The sequence below is a fragment of the Mycolicibacterium parafortuitum genome (assembly GCF_010725485.1).
In the GTDB taxonomy this organism is placed as follows: Bacteria; Actinomycetota; Actinomycetes; order Mycobacteriales; family Mycobacteriaceae; genus Mycobacterium.
Genome location: NZ_AP022598.1, coordinates 531538 through 555705 on the forward strand (window position 1 = coordinate 531538; position 24168 = coordinate 555705).

General features: G+C 64.2%; 8 protein-coding genes. 1 reads left to right on the forward strand and 7 read right to left on the reverse strand.

Translation table 11 applies throughout. From position 1 onward, the window contains the following. The first annotated feature begins 204 nt into the window (after positions 1-204). Positions 205-1722, forward strand: a complete 1518-nt coding sequence (locus NTM_RS02420) for a DUF726 domain-containing protein (RefSeq protein WP_232079598.1) — start codon at positions 205-207, stop codon at positions 1720-1722. Here the strand turns inward: NTM_RS02420 and NTM_RS02425 are convergent, their stop codons facing one another. The 7 genes from NTM_RS02425 to NTM_RS28760 all read right to left on the reverse strand — a co-directional run bounded on the left by NTM_RS02425 (position 1723) and on the right by NTM_RS28760 (position 23988). Continuing rightward, positions 1723-3933, reverse strand: coding sequence for a 3'-5' exonuclease (locus tag NTM_RS02425; protein ID WP_163765343.1), 2211 nt, complete (start codon positions 3931-3933; stop codon positions 1723-1725). After that, positions 3933-10268 (reverse strand): DEAD/DEAH box helicase family protein, encoded by a 6336-nt coding sequence (locus tag NTM_RS02430; RefSeq protein ID WP_163765344.1) that lies wholly within the window; start codon positions 10266-10268, stop codon positions 3933-3935. The genes NTM_RS02425 and NTM_RS02430 overlap by 1 nt, the downstream gene beginning before the upstream one ends. 2 nt (positions 10269-10270) lie before the next feature. Next, positions 10271-14950 (reverse strand): Eco57I restriction-modification methylase domain-containing protein, encoded by a 4680-nt coding sequence (locus NTM_RS02435; RefSeq protein ID WP_163765345.1) that lies wholly within the window; start codon positions 14948-14950, stop codon positions 10271-10273. Between the two features lie 10 nt (positions 14951-14960). Next, on the reverse strand, positions 14961-17849 hold the full coding sequence (locus tag NTM_RS02440) for a helicase-related protein (RefSeq protein WP_232079599.1): 2889 nt from the start codon (positions 17847-17849) through the stop codon (positions 14961-14963). 618 nt (positions 17850-18467) lie between these two features. Next, on the reverse strand, positions 18468-18785 hold the full coding sequence (locus tag NTM_RS02445; RefSeq protein ID WP_163765347.1) for a hypothetical protein: 318 nt from the start codon (positions 18783-18785) through the stop codon (positions 18468-18470). A 15-nt stretch (positions 18786-18800) separates the two neighbouring features. Further along, positions 18801-21590, reverse strand: coding sequence for a PDDEXK-like endonuclease domain-containing protein (locus tag NTM_RS29045; RefSeq protein ID WP_337781405.1), 2790 nt, complete (start codon positions 21588-21590; stop codon positions 18801-18803). Beyond that, positions 21562-23988: an AAA domain-containing protein gene (locus NTM_RS28760; RefSeq protein WP_232079600.1), complete on the reverse strand. Its 2427-nt coding sequence runs from the start codon at positions 23986-23988 to the stop codon at positions 21562-21564. The genes NTM_RS29045 and NTM_RS28760 overlap by 29 nt, the downstream gene beginning before the upstream one ends. Positions 23989-24168 lie beyond the last annotated feature (180 nt).

Here is a 24168-nt window from a genome sequence, read left to right on the forward strand (position 1 = left end):
CTCGACCGTTCTTGACACCTCAGAACGCCAGCAAACAGACCGACACGTCACGCCGGGGAGCTAAAGTCTGTCCAAACAAGCCAATTAGGGGGGCAAATGGAGTCGACGGCGGTATTATTCAAACCGGTCTCACACGATGGGATGGTCTGTGAAGTTCGATCGCCCCACGGGCGTCTTCTCAGACTGAGCGGGACGCTAGCAACCATGGAACCCGAAGCCGAGGGCGATGAGGCAATGCTCGCGAACCCGGCACTGATCCACAACGCTTGGGCCTACGCGAAACACGAGAAACACTACCGAAAGTTAAAGAACGAAGAAAAGCGGACCAGTCACCGTAAGCAGGCGGACGCCCACGCTGAAACAGCCGAAAAGATTGCCGCACTCATCGATCTTGTGGGTTCGACAACTCGGAACGGCTGGTGTTCCGCCTGTTACGTTCGAACAGACCACCGCAAGGTCACCAAGACACCGACCGCCGTCCCCGTATACCTCTGCGTGACCTGTGGTTCGCCGACGCTCAAGTGCGCAGCGCCGGCTTGCGGCAATATGGCGACACGGGGGTTTGGCCCAGTCCGTATACCGCGATTTTGTGCTGAACACAGGCATGAGGTTACGAACTTCGAACGTGCCAGCGATAAGGTCCCGTCGTTGGACGAGTACGAAAAGCTGAGGGTCTTCGACAGGCGGAACCTCGCCCGCGGTTCTCGGCTTGCCCTCACCGGAGTACTCGCCGCCGGAATCGTCGGTACCGGCGGTCTGATGGCAGCACCCGCGGTGGGCGGTGCTGTAGGCACCCTGATCGGCGGTTATACGGGAGCGGCAGCGTCCAGCTATGGCCTTGCACTGTTGGGTGGCGGCGCGCTATCGGCTGGCGGCTTGGGAATGGTGGGGGGCACCTACGTCGTCGCTGCCGCGGGAGCGGCGCTCGGCTCAGCGTTGGGCGCGAGTATCACAAACGCATATATCAGCGAGGACAGGTCCTTCAAGATCGAGAAGTTTCGCGACGGTGATGACATACCCGTAATCATCGCGAGAGGTTTCATGACGGAGGTCGACCAAAACTGGCGGTACGCCGTGGAAGCGGTCGAGCGACGGTATCCGAACTCACCCATCTACCGGCTGCACTGGGGAAGCAAGGAACTCGGGACCTTGCTTGCGCTCGGCATCAAAAAAGTCGGCGCTAAACAAGCGATGGAAGTGGCGGCGGGATTTGCGGCGCGCGCCGGACGCACTGCGGCGAAAAAGCTCGGTCCTATCACCCCAGCGCTACTGCTCGCAGATGCCGCCAAGAATCCCTGGCACACCGCAATGGTCCGAGCGGATAAGACCGGCGCCGCGCTAGCCGGAATCCTGGCGCGTACGAAAACGGACAGCTTCATTCTGGTGGGCCACAGCTTGGGCGGACGTGCGATGATCACAGCGGCCGAGACCCTCGGTACCAGCCGAGACGCCCCACGCATCGACACGGTTCATTTACTTGGTGCCGCGGAAGGCAAGAAGGGTGACTGGCGGCCCTTGAGCGATGCCGTCACCGGCACGGTTTACAACTACTTTTCAGTCAACGATCCAGTCTTAAAGTTCGCGTACACGGCCGCTCAGGCCGGCAGCGTAGCCGTGGGGCTCCGCGGTTTTACCACCAGATTCGCGAATATCAAGGACCGGGATGTTTCGGCAAAGGTGAAAGGTCATTCTGATTATTTCCGGGAGGTTCGGTTGGCGTAATCAACCCTGTTCAGGCAGTAATTCACTCGGCTCGCCGACGTACACCACCACCAGTTCGTCACGCGCACGCGTCGCTGCTACGTACAGCAGCGAACGCTCGCGCCGCAGGACGTCAGGACGCTCCTCCTCGGGAACGGAGTCAATGAGATAGCTTCGTGGCAAAGACTTCTCACCCACGCCTACGAGCACGGCCTTCGCGAACTCCATCCCCTTGGCGCGGTGCATGGTCATCACGACTGGGGTCTTTGGTGGCCCAGCTTTGTCCCTGTCGACGAAGGCCACCGTCACGCCTCGGTCACCCAAAGCACGAGGCAAGCTCTCAGCCTCCTTCCGGGTCGGCACCAGCAGACCGATGCTCTCCGGCGCCGTGCCCGCATCGATCCAGGACCGCACCAGCTCGGCGACCCTCTCATACTGCTCAGTCAGTGAGGGAGCCTTAATGATCGTCGGTTTCGGCCCGCGCCGCGCTGACCGGTAACCCGTGGTGCTCTCGGGTTCTTCGTCGAGGTCGGAGTACTGCTCACCGGATAGGATGCCCAGCGCGTAGCGGAGGTTCTCCTGGGTGGTGCGGTAGTTCAGGGTCAGCCGCCGCGACCGGCCTACGATATTGATTCCGTAGCGACTCAGGGTAATTCGCTGCCCGTAGATGCGCTGGTGTGAATCCTCAGCAAGGAACAGGTCATCGGGTCCGGCGGTAACCAATGCCCGCATCAACAGCAAGCGGCACGGAGTCAGGTCCTGAGCTTCATCCACCAGCACATGGTCAGCAGGCCGAAGACCATCGCCGTCAAGCACCTGCGCTGCAATCGCTGCTTTCTCATCGAAGTCGGTCGAGCCCTCGGCGGCCGCGCCCGCACGGTAGGTCTCGACGATGTCCCACACCGCGTTTCGACGTGAACGGTTGAGTGCCACGCCGCGGCCGGGTCGCCTTACCTTCAGATACTGCTCCCGGGTGACGACATGATTGGGCAGGATGACCGTCGCATACTCGGCCTCGAGAAAAGAGACCGAGCGCAGCGCGTCCGGGAGCTCCCCGGCATGTTGCTCGGCCGCAGCCTGCCAAGCTTGCGCGGATGTCACCTTGAGCACCTCGGCGGTTCGCGGACCTAGCACCTCGGCCACCGGCCCGGGCTGTCCGTTTCCGCCGCCGAGCCCCGACGCCGTGGCCAGGACCCGGCGGGCAATGGTGTCGACGCCTGCCACGTAAACCCCGGGGCTCCCGAGGTCGTCTGCCACCGCGATGTCGGCGTCGAGGATCCTGAGCTGTTCAGCGAGGCTCTGTGCCAATGTCTGATTGAACGTCGTGAGCACGATTCGTGCGTGGGGATTACGACGTTGGAGTTCTCGCACGCGGTGAAGGAGCACCACCGTCTTGCCGGTGCCCGCACCGCCTGTCAGGCGAAACGCGCCGGTGGTGCCCTTGGTGGTCCATACGCGCTGCTCGGGGTGCAGGAAGATGCGCCACGCCGCGAAATCGGGGTTCTCGATCGCCGCGCGCAGGTCGGCGTTGTCCTCGATGAACGCGAACTCCATCCGAGCGGCCGGGTGTTGCATCGCGGCGAGCACCGCATCGTCGTTGGCGGTGTCGACGGAAACAGGCTCGGACAGTTGGTACTTCTCGCGGACATCGGCGAACGAGCCTCCGAGGTACAGATCGATGATCGCGTAGCCCTGCCAGGATGCCGGGGCGGATTCGGCGTACTCCAGAAGGGTGTCCTCGCCGACGAGGTCCAACGCCTTCTCGGCGAAGACGGCGTCGATACCGAGGTCGACGAGGTCGTCGAGGGTGTACTCACGTTGGCGCAGGCTGGGTTCGGCGATTTCGACCGGCGCGGGGGCGATCGTCGGCGGGGCGGCGGGTGCCGGAGGCGGGGTGAACTCTTCGACGGGAATGAGTTCGGCAACACCGTTGCGCGGATTGATGCTGATCTTGGACTTCTGCGCGACCGCGATCGCTTCGTCGTGCGGGTAGGTCCCGGCGAAGACGTACGATGCCTCGTCCTGGCTGCCCTGCAGCTTGAATAGCACTGCACGGAACGACAGGTCCACTCGTCCGGTCCGGGCGCGCGGATCGGCGGAGTTGTTGATCGGTTCGATGTGCAGCCCCGGCGTCGTGTCGTCGGCGGCCAGTTTGGTCAGGAAGCTGTAGGTGGCCTTCTGGAGGCTGCCGTCAAGTTTCTTGAGCCCGGGGCCGAGGATGATCTGGGGCACTAGGAACCTCCGTCCGATAGAACCGCGGTCAGGTTGTCCGCATCCGCCGTACACACCGTCCAGCCCGCTGAAGTGAAGTGGCGACGCTCGGCGTCGTCGAGGCCGAGATCGACGACGATTCTGCGGGTGGGCCAGGAGATCTCGACTGGGATGCCGTCGACTTCCTCGCCGACGTCGGGTACAGGTAGGGCTGTTTCGGCCAGCTGCATGATCAGGTCCTGGCCGGCGGCGTCGGCCTGTTCGTACGCTTCACGCCAGGCTCCCGTGAGCGCGCCCGCCTCGACGCCCTCGGCGTGCGCAGGCGCGGTTGGTTGCGGCGCACTGAGCGCGGAATGACGGCGGGTGGTGATGACAGGGGGTACTGACCGAAAGTTCAGCAGGTTTGACCAGCGCAGCCATTCCCGCCATCCGTCCCTGCTGTCGCTGTGCAGTGCAGCGTCGCTGTCGTCGACGACAATCGCAGCCTCCGCCGAGAACGGTTGGCCGGTCATACGCACGGCGAAGGCGAAACCGCCGAATGACCACACCGACGTGTTGCCCGAAGGGTCAGTCACGGGCCGCCCGTCGAGGGCCTGTACGGCCAGCGTGGTCACGGGTTCGGTGTCGGTCGTGCGGGTACCGGTCTGCATCGTGCTCATCAGCCCCATGGCCGGTAGCCAGTTTGCCAGCCGCTGGCGAGCCTCGCGCTGCGGCTGCTGTATCCACGCGACCAGCAAGTCGATCGCAGTGCCGAACACCAAATCAACCATGCCGCGTGATAATTGGTCACCCGCGTTGGTGAGGAGTGCGGCCTGCACCTCGGGGCGCAGCGCCGGCGAAACCAGCGGTGTGTCGTTGACATCGTCATGGGTGATGCCGAGGACCTGGTATCCGGCATCGCGGAGGTTGCGGCGCTTCTCGGCGTCATCGGCGAGGCGGTTGTGGGACGGGGAGGCGTGATACAGCCAGCCGTCGGTGAAGATCGCCGTCGGCGCGATCCCGCCCCCGGCGTAGGTGAGGATGAAGTCGGGTTGGCAGCCCAGCACGTACTCCTGAGGCCGCAAGGTCCAGCGGCGGGTAGAGCCCAGCGCGATATCCCAGGCGACCCCGCTATCAGTGGGCTTCTCGGTGATCGCCGCTCCGAGGGCCTTGAGCCGTTTGGCAAGCATGACGCGAAACCGCTTCTCCAGGTTGGATTCCGGGTCGCTGACGCCGGGCTCCTCGGTGGTGAGCGTCCACGGCATCGCGTCAGGCACCTCTGCGTCCTCGCCAGGTTTGGGATCGTGGCCGATCAGCAGGCCGGCGAGATGGCGTTCGGCCACCGAGCGCGAGGTGTGGGTAACGTCGGCGGGGGCGGCGAACGGCAGCAGGCACCGCTCACAGGCCAGGCGACCGTCCTGGCGACATTCGCAGTCCCGCAGGATCTTCCAAGCACGGTGCAGTAGATCCCAGACCGTGGCCGGGTCGGTGAAGTCGCTGAGATAACCGGTGCCCCCAGGCACCACGTCGTGCAGCAGCAGGGCCTGTTCAGTGTTGCCGCTTGGCGCGGGATCGACGATGGTGATGATCTGCAGGTGGTCTGGGTCCCCGCCGATCTGTTCGCGCAACCCGAGCAGCACCGCGGCTGACAGCGATGGGATCGCGAACGCATCGCCGAGGGTGATCGATTGCGGCAGCCGCAGTACCAGCCCCTCGGTAGTGAGGCGCCGCGCCAGCGCCAATTCGGTGGCCGATTCCTCGTGGGAGGAGCGTCTTGAGCACCAAGGGCGGTGTTCGCGCCGGTGGTTGACTCCGCTGGCAGTGTCGAGCTTGCCGCACTCCGAGCACACCCGGAACAGGGCCGCGTCGACCTCGTCGCCGCTGATGACCCGCTTGGCGCCGCCAACGCCACTGCGGCCCAGGTTGATCCAGCGGATGGTCACGTTGCGCAGGTGTTTGGCCCCGAAACCGTGCGTCTGCACGTACCAGTGTTTGGTGACGTGGGCGTGGTCTATGTCGGCCAGGGCCTGCACGGTGAAGCGCTCGCGGGCACGCTCGTCGGAGCCGTCGTCGATGGTGGCTTCCTCGCGACGAATGATCGCCGACACGCTGGTCAGCTCGGCCACAGGCAGGCGCTGGCTGATGTCGGCGATGCCGTGGGAGCCGCAGCGCGGGCACTGTGTGGGGGTATCGGCGCCGTGCGCGTCGAGTTCTCGCACGTACCCACAGCGCGGGCAGCACGCCCATGAGCGGACCTGTTCGCCTTCGGGGCCGAGGTCGATTGCGTCGATGGCGATCGCGAACCCGTTGGAATAGAAAGTGGATCCGGGCGCGAAGTCGCGCAACGCCTGCGCCGAGCCGCGGGTGAGTTCGAACTCGGAGTGTTCGTATTCCTGGGTTTCGGGGTTCTGCCAGTTCACCGACACCGACAGCGTGACGGCATCGTCGAGCAGCGTGTAGTTGGGCAGCAGGCCGAACGACTCAAGCGCGCTGATCCAGTACTCCGAGCGCAGATTTGCTAATTGCTTTCCGATGAGCCGTACCGATGCCTGCGCAGTGCGCAGTTCACGTTTATCGTCGTCGGTGGCCGCCGGGGAGGTGGCACGTTCGAGCAGGGTCGGCAGTGCCTTCTCCGCGGCGGCCTTGCGGTGGGTGAGGGTTTCGATGCGCCGGTTCCACACCTGACTGGCGACGTGGCAGCGCAACGCGAACTCGCTGGTGCCGCCACCGTCGGGGCCGGGTCGGGGGAAGCCGCGCAGCCGCGCGACGACGTCGTCGTCCAACTGCGGCATCCCGGATAGAAAGCTGTCGACCAGCTCGTCGCAGCGGGTTTCGGCTTCGGCGATCAGCGCGCCCAGGTAGCTTCCGGCGGTCGTGGCGCGCAACGCCTCGGGGGTGCTGCGCGGGTGCGGGGCGCCCGGCCGGCGGGCGAGTACATCTGCGACCGATGCGGTGAACTGCCGTCGCAGGATCTCCTCGGCGTCGAGGTAGGTGGCCGGCGGCCGCACCGCGCCGTTGATGATGCGGCCGGGATGGTTGAAGCGAGGGAGCTGGTCACCGCGGCCGGTGACGAACGCCAGGGCCAGCGCATTGCCGGTCAACCGCCCGGCTCGGCCGACGCGCTGCAGGTAGGACGCCACCGACCGCGGCAGCGAGGACAGCATGACCGCCGAGAGGTCGCCGATGTCGATGCCCATCTCCAGGGTCGGGGTGGCTACCAGCACGTTGGGTGCGTCCGGCGGTGGGTCGGTCTGCTTGAACTGGGATTCGTAGAGCAGCCGGGTCTCGGATGGCAGCAGGCTGGTGTGTTCCCGGGAGACGACGCGGCGGATATCGGTGGCCGCGTACATCTGCCGATAGAAGTTGTTCTCGACGCGCTGGCGGCGCATGGTGCCCACGCACCGGGCCACCAGACACGGTGCGCCGTTGAGTTGTCCGATGGTTTCGGGGTAGCTGTGCACGGTGTTGCGGCAAGTGTCACAGATTAGCGAGATCGCGTCGGACTCGATCTCCGCGTCGTCGACCACGCGGGCGACCACGGCGGTGGCGGGCAGGTGGAACGTCTGTCCGCCGGAGGCGGTGACGACTTCGCCGAGAATCTCGCGCGCACGCAGCCGGGTGAACAACAGCCTCGACAGAACAGCCGCCTCACCGGTGCCGACGCCGAGAACCTTGGCGGTCCACGCGGGATACCAACCGCGTGCGGCACTTACCGGCTCCAGGTCGGTGTCGCGGACCGAGCCGCCCAGCACCGGGAACCCCGGCGCGGAGTTGCCCCTCCCAAAGCCGGGCATGCCCTGGTCGCGGCGCCGCCCGCCGGTGACCCACCACCGGTTGCCGTCCTCGCGGCGGAACTTATCGAACCACTCGTGCTCCACGGCGCCGCGGGTCCGCATCCGTTCCAGCACACCGCGCACCCAAGCGGTGAGCACTGCGTCGTCGAACTCATCGAAGCTGAGTTGGATTTGCGCCGCCTGCAGTGCTTCGGCGGCGCAGGCACGCAGTACCGGTGCGGCGACATCCACGTGCGCGACGGCACTGCCGGTGCTCTCCAGGGTGCGGCCTACCCCGGAGCGCAGACCGAATTCGAGCTGGACGTCGAGCAGCAGCCGGCGGCGCACCAGGTTGCGCGTTTTGGCCGACACGGTGCGGGGTTGCCAGAACGCCGAAAATGCTTCGCGCTCTGCGAGTTCGGGGGGAAGCAACCGGTAGCGGGCACCCGGGTCGTTGCCTGCCAGGTCGATCATCCTGTGCGCCAGTGAGGCCAGGTCGGTTTCACCCCGGTCGAGTGCTTGGCGGGCCAGGGTGCGCAGGGTCAGCGCGTGAGAGCGAGCTTGCACAAATCCGGCGCGGTGTGCGGCGTCCTGCACGCTGTCGGTGAACACCAGTGCGCGTTTCTCGGCGGCGTCGAGGTCGGGTGTGCCGAACAAGGTGGACAGCGACACCGAGAGCATGGTGGCGATCGCCGAGCCGAGGAAGCGGATGCCGTCGCGTTGCCGGCAGGACGGGCACGTGTCGTTGATCGAGTCGTCGCCGGCGGTATCGGAACTGTGCACCAAGACCGGCAGTGCGGCGCCTTCGGCGAGTTTGTCCTCCGGGGGCATGGTGAAGGTGATGTGGCGTTCGGCCACCATCAGCCAACCCAGCCGCGATGGCGCGTTGCGTTGATCGGCGTCGTCGGCGGGGTCGTACTTGTCGGCCTCGACCGGGGCATGGATGAGTGCACGGAAGCGATCGTCGTTGCGCAGCTTGCGTCGCCGGATGGTGGTGTCGTCGGCGTCGAAGTCCCACCCGGTCGGGGCCAGCGTGACGGCCCAGCCCGAACGGTTGCAGTGCCGGCAGTACAGCGCGGGCAGATAGGCTGCGGCGTGGTCGGTTTCGCCGATGTGGATGCCGTCGTCCTCCCAGATGAAGTGCGGTGAGCCGGCCGCGGCGCGGGCTATGCGGGTCAGTTCGCGGATCCACAGGTGTACGTCGACCGATAGGGCGCCCCGACCGTGGCGGGCACGAACATGACTCAGAGTGTCGACGAGCGCGGTGGTGACAATATGTCTGCGGGCGGCGTCGTCCGGGTCGTCGCGGACGGGATTGAAGAGCTTGCGGCTCAGATCGTCGATGTCGGTGGCCGCGGCGGCCGCCTCGGCGAGCCGGCCGAACACCGGGTGGGCTTTGACCAGGTCGAGCACCAAGGGGCCATCTTGGGTCATCGCCGACGGGAGCGCGGTATCGTCGCCGCCGTCGTAGAGCCCGCGCAGCACTGCCAGCGCGCGCACCGACGGATCTACTTGCGCGGGAATCGCTTCGGCAAGGTCGCCGATCCGGTTCTCGTCCAGGTCGGCGGGCTGCCACCCGGCGGCTCGCAGTCGTGCGTCGGCCTCGCCTGCCCATTCGTCGACGGTGAGGCGCGACTCGGTGATGACGGCGTCGGGATTGAACGAGTCGCCGAACACCGTCGCGGCGAAGTCGAGCATCGCCGTCGGGTCACCGCCGTCGCCGAGGGTGGCCGAGGTGGCGACTGGGGTGATGCGGCCCAGCGGGCGTTGCCAATCCTCGTCGGTGAGGGTGGGATCGCCGGGTGTCCAATGGCTTTTCAGGGTGAGACCGAGACGCCGCAGCAGCATCGAGACGTCGGTGCCCTGCGCGCCGTCGTAGGTGTGAAACTCGTCGAGCACCAGGTACTGCAGGCTGTGTGCGCTCTGGCGCCAGAGGTCGGCGTCGGCGGGGCGCAGCAGCAGCTGGTCGAGCATCTTGTAGTTGGTGAGCAGGATGTCGGGGGCAAGGTCGCGGATGACGGCGCGGTCGGTGATGAGCCCGTCGGCGGTGACCTTGGTGCGCTGCGGCCCCGCCTCACCGGTGTAGAGCGCGGCGGTCACCCCAGCCAGCGCGGCGTGTTCGGTCAGCAGGCTGGTCAGCCGAAGCGCCTGATCGTTGGCCAGCGCGTTCATCGGGTAGAGGATGAGCGCCTTCATGCCGCTCACGCCCTCGCGTTTGGCACGCTGGACGTGATCGAGGATCGGGTAGAGGAACGCCTCGGTCTTGCCGGATCCGGTGCCGGTGGTCACAAGGGTGGGCTGGGGGCGCGGCCGCTCGGGCGTCAGCCGAAAGCTGCTCAGTCGGGCGAATGCGGCGGCTTGATGCCCGTAGGGCGGGAAGCCCTCATACCACTCGAGGTGTTCGCGCCAGCCTTCGGCAGCGGGCCGAAACGGCAACCGCACCCGCACATAGGGTCCGCGAAACATCCCGTTCTCTGGGTGCTGCAGGAACTCAGCCAACACGCGACGCGCATCAGGGTCCGCGAGTGCGAACGTGGTACCAAGGTAGTCGAGCAGGCTGTGCGAGATTGCGTTGGCCTGGGCAAGCGGGAGCAGTTCGGCCATGCTCAGTCCGAACCTGTTGTGCCGAGCCGTCGTTCGAATTCTGCGTAGGCGGCGCGCATGTCGGCCTCGCGGTCGAGGAACTGGAACGGTGGCTCGTAGGTGTAGGTGTTGCCGGCCTGGTTGGTAGCGGTGCGTTCCTCGACGCTCAGGTTGTCGCCCTTGACGCGCCACACCTTCAGGACCTCCTGCGGTACTAGGCGGCCGTTGGAGTCGTACAAGTAGGTGTTCCGGTCATAGTCATATAGCACCGGAAACTGAGTGCGATAGATGTTGCACAGCTCATCAACATCTACATTTAGCGCGAGCGCGACCAACGCGTCTATCTCGACCAGCGCCTGGCGCCTGTCAACCGCGATGCGAAGAGGAGATTCGATAGTCCATTCGGGTTCAGATAAACCAAGTGGACGACGGCGACAGTGCTCAGTTCCACCCGCCCACTCGTCAGCCCGCATCACGTCTTCGAAGCACTCGGCCCACAGCTGGGCGTAAGCGTTAGTTACGCAATTCAAGCGAAGAGTGCGGAAAACGACTCGATCTGCGATGGACGTACTTGAGATACGCGGCAATCTACGCAGAGTGTTGAACGATATTCCACTCTTTGGCGCCGCTCGAACGTTGAAGTCCGCGAGCAGCGAGGCGAGTAGACCAGCAACGAGCACCAACTCGCTGGGCCGCTCAAGCGGTGCCCCGATCGCCGAGACACCATGGACGTGTGCCGAACCGGGCGGAATCAGAGCCGGAATAAGAGTCCTTTCACCCGTGTTTGCGGCCATGGCCCGCCATGCGATGCGGTAACAATCACGCGCCGGGATTCGATTTAAGACGCCGTCATCAGCCGTTACTTCCCATACGGTGTAGCTACCATTGTAGACACTCCGCCGCCGTGATGGTTTGTACGCTGTTGCAGGGATTGCAGTGACCGCGAGGGTTTCAAAGTCAGTTGACATCCAATCCTTATTGGACTTCATAGTCGGGTTGGGCGACTTATAGAGCGGTGTCGCAACATGGATATGCGGCCCTTGCAGGATCGCATCGTCCCACGACGACGGGATACCCCATTCGGAGTCGAACAGGCCCTTCGTTCGGTCCCCCTTCTCATGCCAACCGGGCGAGAATTGAAGGCGCACATCGCGTAACCGTTCACTCAGGGACAATCTGGCCAGCGCTTGGGCAACTGCACGGTTCGCCGTATACAACATTCGAGATTGCCGCGGCGGTGTTCCCGGCAGCTCTAACACGTCTCTCCAGGTTTCTAGTACGCCGTCATCGATCATCGCGATCCTGTTCGCGTGAGGGCGCAGATCCCACGAGCCATCTGCCTCACGTAAACCGGGTTCGGCGCCGGATCCATCGTGCAAGAGGGATCGCTCGACAGTGGTCGGGTGGTAAATCGATGCAGCTTGCATAAAGGACGGGCTCATTGATCGCCCGTAAACGTGCACACCGTATGTAACGTGATTAGTAATGTCGAAGAGATACAGCTCGTTGACGAATTGCCAGTGACGACGCAATCGGCAGTATGCTGCCTCACGCAGAGCGGCCGCCTTCTCATCTGTGAAGTGAGATTCTGGGTGGAGTAGCGATACTATGCCCTCCGTCGCCATATGGCGCCACGTTAGCTCCATAAAGCACCGGTAGAGGTCCGGTTGCAGGCCCCTGAGCAGCGGGTAATAGCGCTCTTCGCCCAAGAACTCGGCGAGAGCCGCTGTCTCAGAGGTTCCATTGACTAACAACTCACGAATGCCGGGGAGACGCAGAGTGACTTCCCGCTTGCTACGTATTTCACTCTGAGAAGGTTTGTGCGTTAATTGGAACCACGGGTCACCTTCGGCGAGTAGCGCGTCCACGTCGGATTGTGGCCGCACCCAAGGCGGGTTACCCACCTGCAAGTCAAACCCACCTCGTGCGAACACCGGCGCGAAATCCAGCATCCAGTGGAAGAATCCGTGCCGCTCCGCCAGCCGCTCGCACACCACTAGCCATGAATGAGTGGCAAGTACGGCGGAGGGGTCTTTCGCCTGGGCAAATGCAAGGTCATTGGATTCCGCGACGTCGAGATCGTGCCAATCGTCGATGTCGATGAGGCTGTGTTGATCGGCATCGCGCGCGCGCACCTTCAACTCCACGCCAAGCAACTGCTGCAGCGCATCTATCCACTGCTCCAGGTTGGGCGGTCCTACGAGTTTTCCGTTCACCGTGGCGATCTCGTCCGTCAGCGGCCAGAACCACAGCGCGCACCACGCGTCCATCACCCGCCGCAGCCGTCGGTAGGCTCCGCGTTCGTCGGCCAGCGACTCCTCGATCTGCTCGCGGCTGACCCTTCCGCCGACCGGCAGTTCATCGACGCCCCACACTTCAATGGGCCGCCGGATTTGCGATTCGGCGATCTGCAGCCGCCGCAACGCGAGCTGCCAGAGCCGGTCCGTGCGCCGCGCCAACGCCGTCAGCGTGGAGATCTGTGTCTTGGTCAGCTTGGGCCGCAGCGACTTCCGCCACTCCTTAACCCGTTCCACTGCCTCGGGTGCGAGTTCCTTGGCCTCCTTCGCGTCGGCGGTGCTGCCCCAGCCGTCAGTGGGGAGCAGGAAATGATGCACGCCACCGCCGAGGTCATCACCGAGCGTGGACAGCGGCTTGTCGGCGGGAGTTGCCTGCAGCCAGCCCTTTTCGCGCAGGGACGCGGCGGAGATGATGGCGCGCCTCGCTCCCACAAGCGAGTTCCCGCGGCGCAAGTGCAGGCCGAACCACGGCGCGGCGAGGCCGTCGCCCATGGTCGCCAGCCACAGCGAGATCTCGGCGAACTCGACGGCTGTTGCGTTGAGGTCCACCCCGTACACCTGGTGCAGCGCGATGTACGCCTTGACCCGCTGTAGCTCGGCGGGATAACGGTCGGGGTCGATGCGTTCACCGAGTTCGTCCTGGCGTCGCGACAGGTACTCCTCGGCAAGTTGGCGCACCGCCTCGACAGCGAAAGCCCCTGAGCCCAAGGCAGGTTCGCACACAGTGAGGTCAAGGATGTCGCGGGCCGAGGTGCGCTGCCCGTCCTGATCGAGCAGTTCGGCCAGCGCCTGACCGACGACGAAACGGGTTAGCACCTCGGGGGAGTAGTACGACGCCGACTGCTGACGTTCCCGCCCGGCTAGTCGGTAGACGAAGGTGCCGCGCTCGTGGACGACCGGCTTGCTCTCCTTGGTGTCCTCGTCGACGGTGCGCACGAAGTCGTTCTCGGAGATGCCGTCGATGCGGGTGGCGGGCACCACCCAGGAACCCTTCGACGCGTCGCCGTTCTTGGCGACTTCGTAGAGGTCCTCGGTGGCGAAGAACCCGGTGTAGCTCATCAAACCCTCGTATACCGCGCCGAGCTGGTTGATGCCTAACTGAGCGTAGGAGATGAATCCGCGGTCGCGGCCTTTGACCTGCTTGCTTAGCAGCAGGTGGCGGAACACCTTCTGCAGGGCGGCGTTTCCGAGCTTGGTCTCGTCGATGAGCGCGGTCGCCTCGGGTTTGAACAGGTCGGCGCGCAGCGATCGGAACGTCAGGCCTTCAGCCGCGGCGGGGTCGTCGCCGCTGCCGTCGTGACCTTGGTCCACCAGTTCGAACAGTACGTGCAGCGACTCGTAGAGGTGGGTGCCGCTGCGTCCACGTGGGGTGACCAGCTCGGTGAGGGTCAGTTCGTGGAGCCGGTCGAGGCTGTAGCCGCGTTCGTAGGCGGGGTCGCCGACGGGCAGCACACCTAATTCGGGCGCGGCCTCGGCGTAGAGCAGGAAAAGGATTCGGTACAGGAAACGCAATGACTGGCGGGCCAGCGGCTGGGCATGCTCGGCCGGCAGCGCCGGCAGATGCTGTTCAGCCCGACGGGACACCACCTCGTTGGCGATGATCTCAATGGACAGCCGCACACCCTCGCGCAGATCCTCTGAGACGCCGACGGTGTGTTTGATCGACTCGTCGATGACCGTCGACCACCACAGGTTGCCCTCGGCGTCGGAGGCCAGCGAGTCGGCAGCCAGGCAGGTCAGCGCGTGGTCGATCTCGCCGCCGCGTTTGTCGTCGTTGCGTTCCCCGACCAGCTGCAGGTTGACCGCGAGGTAACGGCCTTCCGGCCAGCGCTCCCGTTCAGTAATCAGCGCGAGTTCGCCGGCCAGCACCAGCGCGAACTGCGGGCCGTCGTCGGCGACGAACAGGTGCGAAAGCAGCCGCGCGGCTGAGACGATCTCCTCGTCGTCCGTGTGAAACGTGCGCAGAAGCGACTTCTCGTCCTTGGAGAGCAGGTCCTCGAGCGCTAGCGCGCCGCGGGCCTCGATGATCACCAGCGGTGCCGGGCCGGTTAGCCCGCGGGTGCGCACGGACAGTGCGGGGCCGGGTTCATCGTCGCGGCCGCCGATGCGGTGGGTCTCCCAGCGGACCGGGTTGTCGTAGCCCAGGATGTCGCGCAGCCGGCCGTACAGCGCGTCGAGGACGTCGGCATCGGCGTTTTCCGCCAGGCCGATAAATGTGCGGCCGAGGTCGCCGCGAGCCTCGGTGTAGCGCGACCGCGGGGTGGGCTGGCCCTGCTCGCGTTCGGCATCCCAGGTTTTGCGGCGCTCGGTCACCTTGGCCTGAAACGATTGTGAGCGCGCATCGGTGGTGAAGTAGTGCTCGCTAAGGAAGTCCTCACCGAGGATCAGTGCGTCGGAGGTGGCCATCGTGATCCTTCTAGTTTCCGCCGGTGAAGTCGGTGGGCACGACCACGATCAGGGGACGTACCAGCCGACGGTCGGGGTTCATGTCCTGAGCCAACGCCTGTTCGTCGTCGATACGCCGGGTGCGCTGGCGCAGCCCGATGTGCTGAGTCATGCTCTGCGCCTGTTGTTTCCACTGCTGGGTGCGGTGTAGCCAGTCCTGGATGCGCTGGACCGTATCGGAGCGGATGGCCTCGGCGTGCTGCTCGGCAGCCGCGTCGGCGGCCGTGACCGCCGTGGCCACCAGAGGTTGCAGGGCGGCGACGTCGGTGAGGTCGCCGGCGTTGATCGGGCTTAGGCTCAGCGTGTCGATGGCGTCATGGACGCTTGCGTGCGGCGTCGCGAAGCCGACCGCCGATTGGTCCGGGTCGGGGAATTCGACGGTGTAATACGAGGCCGCGACCACCTGTCCGCGCAGGTTCGACTGGGTGACCAGCACCAACACCGTCGGGGAGGCGACGTCGCCCCGTACGGCGAAGATTTCGTCGCGGCTCAGTTCGGCGAGTGCCCGGTCAGCGGCCCACTCGATCACCGGATGCAGTGGTGCGAGGAAGTGCGCCTCCGGCCAGGTGGACTGCGAGGTGCCCGAGCGGGCCTGCACCAGTTCGTCGCGTCCCCGCGCCGGGGTCAGCGCGAGCTTGAACGATTCGACGACGTTGCGATCACGCAGATAGGACTGGGGCAACACCTGAAGGCGCTGGCGCAGGTCGGGCGGTGGCACCAGCGAGGCGATCGAATGCAGTTTGTGCACTTGCCATTTGATCCCGTTGGGTGGTGCGTGTTGTGGGGTGGTAATAAACTCCTCGACCGCGTCGGCGACGAAGGCAAAGTCGGTGTCGTAGACGCCGTTGCGGTCGGGTGCGGTCGGAGTCGTGGGTTGGTGGGTGGGTTGACCGATGGCACCGGTGGACAGCCCGGCGAAGAAGGCGGTTAGTCCGCCCGCTGTGCCGACCTCGTCGACGCTGCGCACCACGGCGTCGAGTTCGGCGCTGCCCTCGAGCACCTTGCGCACCGCCTCCTCCTCGGCCTTAACGTCGTAGGTGCCGATCAACGAGGCCGCGTCGCCCAGGGCGGTGTGGGCCTCGTGTTCTCGTTCCACCAGCCGCGTCAACACCCGGATGTCGCCACTGAACCGGTCTGTCGATGGGGTGAGCAACAGGGCGGTGATCACCGGCCGGTGCCGCTGGCCGTACCGGTCGATGCGGCCGTTGCGCTGCTCGATGCGGATCAGGCTCCATGGAATGTCGTAGTGCACCAGGTGGTGGCACTGGGTATGCAGGTTGACGCCCTCGGAGGCGACGTCGCCGGTAATCAGCACCCGGATCGGAGAGGACTCCAGCTTGAACGACTCGACGATGCCCTGCTGATCCTTGTCGCTGAGCCCGCCGTGCAGCACCGCCACCTGGTCGGTGGCGAGCTTCAGGTCCCGCACCAGGGCCTTAGCCAGCCAGTGCAGGGTGGCCACCCGCTCGGCGAACACCACCACACGGCGGTCGCTGGTCCCGGCCACGCCGATGTCACCGAGGTACTTCAGGAGTGCGTCGTACTTGGCCGACCCGGCCGTGAGGACCTTGTCGTTCAGCTCGGCGAGCCGTTGCAGGGCTTGGCGTTCCGTTGCGGCCTTGGGCTCGCTGTCGTCCAGCCGGCGCATCCGTTCGCGGATCGACTCGGCGAGTGCAGCCGGCGAGGACAGGAACGCCTTGGCCAGCACCCACGGGAACAGCGCCGCGGTGCTGCCTGAGTACGGTGAGCCACCGGGTCCCGGCCACAGCCAAACGTCTTCCAGTTCGCGGGCAACGGCGTCCTCGGCCGCCGAGGCAGCCACGGTGATGTTGCGCGGTGGCTGCCGTTCGGCCCAGTCCGACCCCACCTCGGCGGCCACATCGGGGTGATGGCGATGGCGACGGATCACTAGCTTGGCGACCTGGTCGAGGTCGAGCTCGCCGGCGGGACTCACCGCGCTGGGATCGAGCATCCGCACCAGCTCCGCGAACGACTCAGCCTTTCCGTTGTGGGGGGTGGCCGAAGCCAGGATCAGGGCGTCGGTGCGTTCGGCCAGCAGCCGGGCCAGCCGGTTGTTCTGCGATGCGGTGTTGGTGACGTTGTGGGACTCGTCGACGACGACTGCGTCCCACCACTGCTTGCGCAGGTGGGCGACGTAGCGGTCGCTCTTGAGCGTGTCGATCGAGATGATCACCCGCTTGTAATAGGTGAATGGGTTTCGGTTGGCGGGCAGGACCTGGCGGATCCGCTGGATACCGGTGGAGTCCAACCGCACGAACGGCAACGCGAACCGCGTCCACAACTCCATCTGCATCTGCTCGAGCACATGCTTGGGCGTGACGATCATGATCCGCTCGCCGCGGCCGCGGCGCACCAGCTCGGCCAGGATCATGCCGATCTCGATCGTCTTGCCCAGCCCCACCGCATCGGCTAGCAGCACCCGCGGGCGCAACTTGTCAGGGTCGAGGGCCTTGCGCACCGCCTTGAACTGGTAGTCCAGCGGATCACTCAACCCGCCGCGCGCCACCGACAGGTCCGGATCGGACGCCGCGACCGGTGTCTTGCGCAGCGTGGCCTCCAGCCATAACCGCGACCGGCGGAAGTTTGACGACATGTCGGGAACCACCCGGACGTTTGCCGGATCCACGGTGACGACCTTCTCGATGCCGGTGGAGAAGGTGGCCTCGGTGTCACGGACCAACTCCGAGAGTCCAATGACGTGGACGAAGTAGCCGTCGGTGGCTTGCTCCACCTTGGTGACGAGCCATTCGGCGTCGCGGACCAGTACGACCGAACCGGGTGCGGCGGTGAAGGCCACGTTGTCGGGCGCCGGTCTCGCGGGATGTTCTGTAGTCGTCACATTCTCTCCGGGACGTGCTGCTGGTCTTGCCGTGGTCGGCGGTTCGTGATCGCGGGCCGGGATCGATTTCGGCGATGCCGGCTCGCGCTCGACCTTTGCAGACCGGAATTGCTCTTCCTCGGCTCCAACCACAGCTCGGATCGTGTCCTCTGAAACACCGAAAAACTCCGCCGACTTCTTGACCACCGCTGCGACGGCGCGATCTCTCTGGTGGCCGTCCCCCGTGGACATCGCCGCGCGGAAGTCTCGCCGAATTCTGTTCCGCTGCCCTGAGGTCAGCAGCTCCTCCGGTAGGACATCAGGCAGTTCGTCGTGAAGCAGGTAATCAATCGTGTCGAACGAGATCCCATACTTTGCTTCCAACTCAGCACACGTGTTGCGCATGGCCCACTCAACGCCGTGCTCGTCGATCGCTGTCTGTACTGCCCGGCGGATTGCTGACCGTTGGCCTGGCGACAGGTGGTCTGCTTGTGTTCGTGGCGACTCCCCCATTGATACGAACCTTAGTCTTGGCGCCGCCATCAGTGGGGAGATTGCTGGTAGCCCCCGGCAGGGCCTCTGCACGATCCCCACTCAAGGTTTAATAACGGCCGCGGGTCCTGTCTCGTGCCCTCGAAGTCACTCCTCGGACACGTCTGCATGTTCCGCGTCATCAAGGTTATACATAACGTCATCGATGATGGCGACCTTTGCGCCGGGGCTCCAATAGTCCACAGTGTTAGCGTCTATCGAGTCGACCTCCCACCGGCTGCCGTCGTCGAGAATCACCAGTCGTCCGTCGTACTTGACCTGGTCGATGTCTCCGACGGTGTGCTTGCCCAATCTGTACATGTAGTAGCCGTAGTTGGCTATTTCTGTCTTGAGTTCGTCGGGAAGCGACTCCCAATGCAGCCGCTCCCGCCAGGAATCAAGCACAAACCCATGCATGTCACTCACGCGGTTAACCTCCGATCAAAGCGCCGCGGCATCACGGCTTGGCACCAATGTCAAAGCGTCGGCCAGTACTGTTCCGGCGTTCTCCGTCAGGCGCTTCAGGCCCACCAAATCCAGCACGGCTTTGAACAGCTCAGTTTCGGACTGGCCGGCAAGGTCCGCAAACTCCGCCAGATGCTCGGCTAGCTCGGCGGGTGGCACCAAACTTAGTGTCCGCGGACCTAATTCGCGCGGCAACACCTCAGGCTGAGTCGGAAGTCGGAACGTTCTTGGCTTCACCCCCGGTACTCGCAACGGGTTTTCGGCAACGATCAGCCCTCGGCGCACCGCCAGTTCGATTGCACGATTCAACGTCCGAGCCAATTCCCGACCCACCCGCTGACCGCCGTAGGCGTTCCGGTACGCGTCGTGCACACGATGACCCATGACTGGACCTTCGACTTTCACAATGCGCACGACGTTGGCCACCAACGTGTCCAGCGAGGCACCCTGAATCGGCGGCAACTGCTCATCAAACGCCGCGTAGGGCGCTAAACGGCCGGGTTCAGGTTCGGCTAGCTCTACGAATTCAGCAGGCTCCTCACCCTCACCCTCGTCGACGACATCGAAATCCTGACCGTCCCTATCGAATTCGTCAGCCTCCTCGGTTGAGGTAGCGCCGAGATCCTCGCGGTCGACGTCCGTCACGGCTGCAACCTGCGCCAGCGTGGCACCCTCGGATTCAACGGTCGCACTCGGGTCCACCCAATCCGCGGTATGGATCCCCAACTCGTCGAGCGTGTCCCAGAGCCGCCGCAGCGTACCGGGCATATCCGCGTAGAAGACAGACTCCCTAATCCGGAAGAACTTCCAGCCGCAACGCTCCAACTCGCGTTGCCGAGCCAAGTCGGCCTCGTATGCGTCCGGCCCGTGCCAGAAGTCGCCGTCGCACTCGATCGCCAGCCGCCCCTTAGCGCCGGTTACCACCATGTCGATGCGGTAACCCAATGCGTCCACCTGCGGCAATACCGAATAGCCCCGGTCAATGATCCTGTTGAAGACTCGTTGCTCGAACAGCGAGTCGAACGGCTCCACCGGTGCATCCTCGGGAACGGCCGACATGACTGTGCCGTCGATCTGGTTGTGGACGCGCTGGGCGACGCCGTAGCAGTAGTCCAACAGCTGGAACCGCATGTCTTCGTGATTGGTCAGCGCTTCGCGCGGCATCGAATGGTAAACCCACATCTGATCTTTCGCGCGGGAGGCCGCGACGTTGTACCGCTGCACGTACTGCGGCATCGTCAGCGCGGCCATGCGCTTACCCTCTTCGACTCCCTTCACCATCGACAGAAACATGATGTCGCGTTCGGAACCCTGGAAGTCAGAGGCGTCGCCACACCGCAGCTCACGCTCGGACCACTGCTCCGGCGTTACCGCGTCCATCAACTTGGCCTCAATGAGTTTCGCCTGCTGATTGCCCAGCAGCGAGATCACGCCAAACGTTGCACCCGCATACCTCGGATCCTCCAGGCACTGCTGAATCTGGCTCACAATCGCCTCGGCCTCAACCAGATTGGTCTTGTTCGGCGATTCGTATCCATTCTCCAGGTAAACGACCTTGATCGGGTCCAGGCGATCGGCTCCGAACTGCCGCACCGGGATCAGCCGAATACCTTCTGGCTCATAGGCAATGCGGTTAGAGAAGCCGATGATCTCGGGCACACAACGCCGATGTTCGGTCAGGGTGATACGCCCACCGAAGCGCATGTTCGCTGCATCAAAATAGCTGCATTTCGGGTCCAGCCATGATTCGCGGTAAGGGTCATCGAACAGATACATCGTCGCGAGGTCACGAAGCTTCTGCTGGTCGACACCCACCGCAGAGGGCGAGACCTGCTTGTCGTCACCGATAACCACCATCTTCGGCGCCAGGTACTGCAAGAACGAGGCTTCCAAGCCAGCCTGCGATGCTTCGTCGACGATTACCACGTCATACAAGTTCGGTTGAACTCGGATTTGTTCCGCGATGCGATACAACGGCATGATCCACACCGGCACCGACGGTCGACAACGATCCATTGCTTCGGCGATCGCGACTCTCTGTTTAGCCGCGTACTTGCCCGTACCTTTTCCGAGCCTCGACACCAATTGTGCGTACTGGGTGAGGTTGGCCCGGGCGCTGCCGGTAATTCGGTCCGGCGCTACCGCATGCCCCCACGCGCGCTCTGCGGCTAGGCGTTCCACCGTCGTCCGCAACCGATCTTCGATAGTGCTTAGAGCGACCTTCAGTGAGTTGACGTCGTCGCTGTCCTGAGCAAGAATCCAACGCCCGGTCATCTCCCACTGCCACGCCTGCTCGTAGGATCCCAGCCAGGTATCCCAGCAGTCCGCGGCCGGATCTGCCGCGATCGCGGTAGCCAGCCTCGGGGCGGAGCTATCCAGCCCACGCCGAATGCGGTCGCGTTCTGCCACCGACTGCGCTACGCGATGAAGGTGCTGCAACCTCTCATATGCCCGACCATAACCGTCGACGCTGCGCGCACCAACGGCGGCGGCTAGCTCACCAGTCACCGAGGGCGGGTTCGCCAGCGTGGACAGTTGACTCAGCCGGGCGTGCAGCACGTCAATTGGCGACGTCGCTGCAGCGGCCTCATCTGCTGCCGTCGCAGCCTCCACCAGGTCGGCGTATCGCCGGATGTCATGCAGGTTGTTCCAATCCGGCACGGGGAGATTGTTGTGCTGGAACCATTGTCGCTCGACATCAAGTTGGTTGCCCAGTGCGAGCACCTTGTCGAGTTGTTCAACTTCGGTCAGGTGCCACTGCAGCATCTCGTCCAGAGTGTCCTCGTCCGGGATATGCACCGTCGCCGGCCATGCCTGCGCCAAAGCCACCAGCGTCCGGCTTGCATCGACCCAGTCGACGAAGATGCTCAGCTGTTCTTTGCTGACCGCCGGGAGGTCGTTGATTTTGACAGAAGCGAAGAACGGTTCCGCAAGCTTGACGGTCTTGGCGGTGAAGGCGCCGATCTTGGGCGCCCCGTCCGGACGCACCTTGATGACGCTTCCAGACTCCAGATGTGCCAGAAGGGATTTCGCGATCTGCTGGTGTACACCCAGGTCTCCGTCGCTGACAGCAACTACCGTGGTAGGGCCGATTCTCTGGGCCAGCTTCCCTGCTGCATCCGCAAGCGACTTGACCTGCTTCGAGCGCCTGCCACGCCTGCTGCCGGCCGCCGCGTACGTCCCGTAGCGCGTCGTCGATCCAGGCTTCATCCCGACGTTCCAGGTTAAGTGCGGTCTCTGCTAGGGCCGCGACTCTGCTGCGCAGCTCGTCACGCAGGTCCGGAGTCAACGACCGGACGAAGCCAAACGACTCATGCTCCAGAAGTTCGGCGAAGTCGTTCTTCCGCGTGGTAGCTCTGGCTTCGGCGTCGGCCAGATCAGCGAACTCCTGCGGGCTGACCAACGTCGCGAGATCCGGCAACGACAGCGATGCCTCTGCCTCGTGGGTGGCCAGATCGTCACTGCGCAGCAGGGTGCGCCACAGTTCAATCTCGGCGGTCGAGACCGTGGCTCCGCTACCTTCGGGGTCTACCTCGAAGGACCGGATCCATTCGTACTGCTCCTGGTGCTGCAGGTGGTCGAACGCGATGGCGGCCAACGTGCCTACGGCGGGCCCGTCAGTGCGGGTCTGCACCTCTTGCTCCCGCGTGACGAGCAATCGGTTGCGTATTTTGGCACGTTGCCTACGCAAATCATCGATGGTGCTGAGGTGCCGGGCGATGGAGCGCTGCGATTCAGCGGGGTCGAAATCATCCGCGCGGCGCGAGATGTTATCGACCGCCGTACGCAAATCCGCCATATCAGAACGAGATTGGCCGACCACGGCGACCGCGAGCGACTGGATCTCGTTGGGCAGCTTTGCGCGCACCTCCCGTAGAGCCCGATCGGTGTGTGCTGTGATTAGAATCCGCTTGCCTTGTGCCAGCAAGTGGGAGACGAGTGCCGCGGCGGTGTGAGTCTTACCGGTTCCAGGCGGACCCTGCACCACCGTCTGCGCCCGACTGTCGACACGTTCGATGATCTGACGCTGACGGTCATTGACCGGGAGCGGCAAAAAATCCTCCTCATCGACGGTCACGACCGCACCGTCGGTGACTCTGCCCTCGGTTGACGCCGGCTGCCGGTCCGGGTCAATGAGCGGGAGCACTCCTTCGGGCACCTCGCCCGCTTCACGGATCTGGCTAACGATCTGCTCATACATCTGCACCAAACCGCGATTGGTGCGCTTGCGCAGGATGATTGCCGGCGCAAACGCAGCGCGCGGTTGGGCGCCGCTGGGTGCGGCGACTGAGTCCTCGTCGTACTCCGCGTCGGGATCAAGACTGTGAGTCAGCCTGCGGCAGATCTCACCGATCGCAGGCTGGTCCAACAGGTGACCCTCATAGGCGGCCGCGAGCTCCTTGATCTCGTCGAACTTCGCCGGATTGGGAATGACAGCAGGATCCAACATATCCAACTCAACGGTTACTGCGTCCGGGGCGCTCACCGAGACAACCGTGAGCCGCCCTGAATCCTCGTCGAACCGAATCTCGATCGGAGCAGTCGTGACATGCCGCAACACTTGGTCATGGCCCTCGGGTCGCCAGGACAGGCACCCCACACCGACGATCAGTTCGAACGCCTCACTGTGCTCGGTCGAGGTCACGTGAACGCCGAACAGCTCCTTATAGACGTCCCGGACCTTTGCGTCGCGACGCTCTTGTTCGGCCCATAGATTCCAGACGTTCAACCAAGCTTCAAACGCCTGCGTGATCTCAGGATTATTCGCCAGTTGCACACGTCGGGTGCCCTTGACGTCACCCTGCTCCGCGTCGCTGACGAGCAGTGGGTCTTTGCTGACGATTGCTTCACGGAGTGTCGGCGCTTTGTTTGCATCGTCCGTCACGCCGTCAAGCCACGCGGCCAACTGATCCGGCAAGACCGGTGGATCCAGTTTGGCGACCCGGTCGACGGTCAGTAATGGCATATCCGGTTCGAGCTGCGCGATGCGATGCGCCGAGTGAATCGCCTGATGGTCGGGCAGGCCGCCGAACCAGATCGTGTGATCAAAGCTGTCGACGGTGCGCACGGTGTTGACGAGCTGCTCTTGGGCCCGGCTCAGGAACGTGAACAGATTGACGGCGCGCCGCACCAACCGGTCGTTATCAGTTTCTTGTTCGGTCAACACCGCTCCCCCTCGCAAGTTTTGCCCGCGACCAGGCAAAAATAATTCCCCCGTCAATTAAGGACGATTATGGACCCTTGGTCTGACATCGCAACGTCAGGCCTCGTGAGTGGCCGTCGGGGCACCCCGGCCCGCCACGATCTGCAACGCCCGTCATCAACGTTTTGAATCGAAACCGCG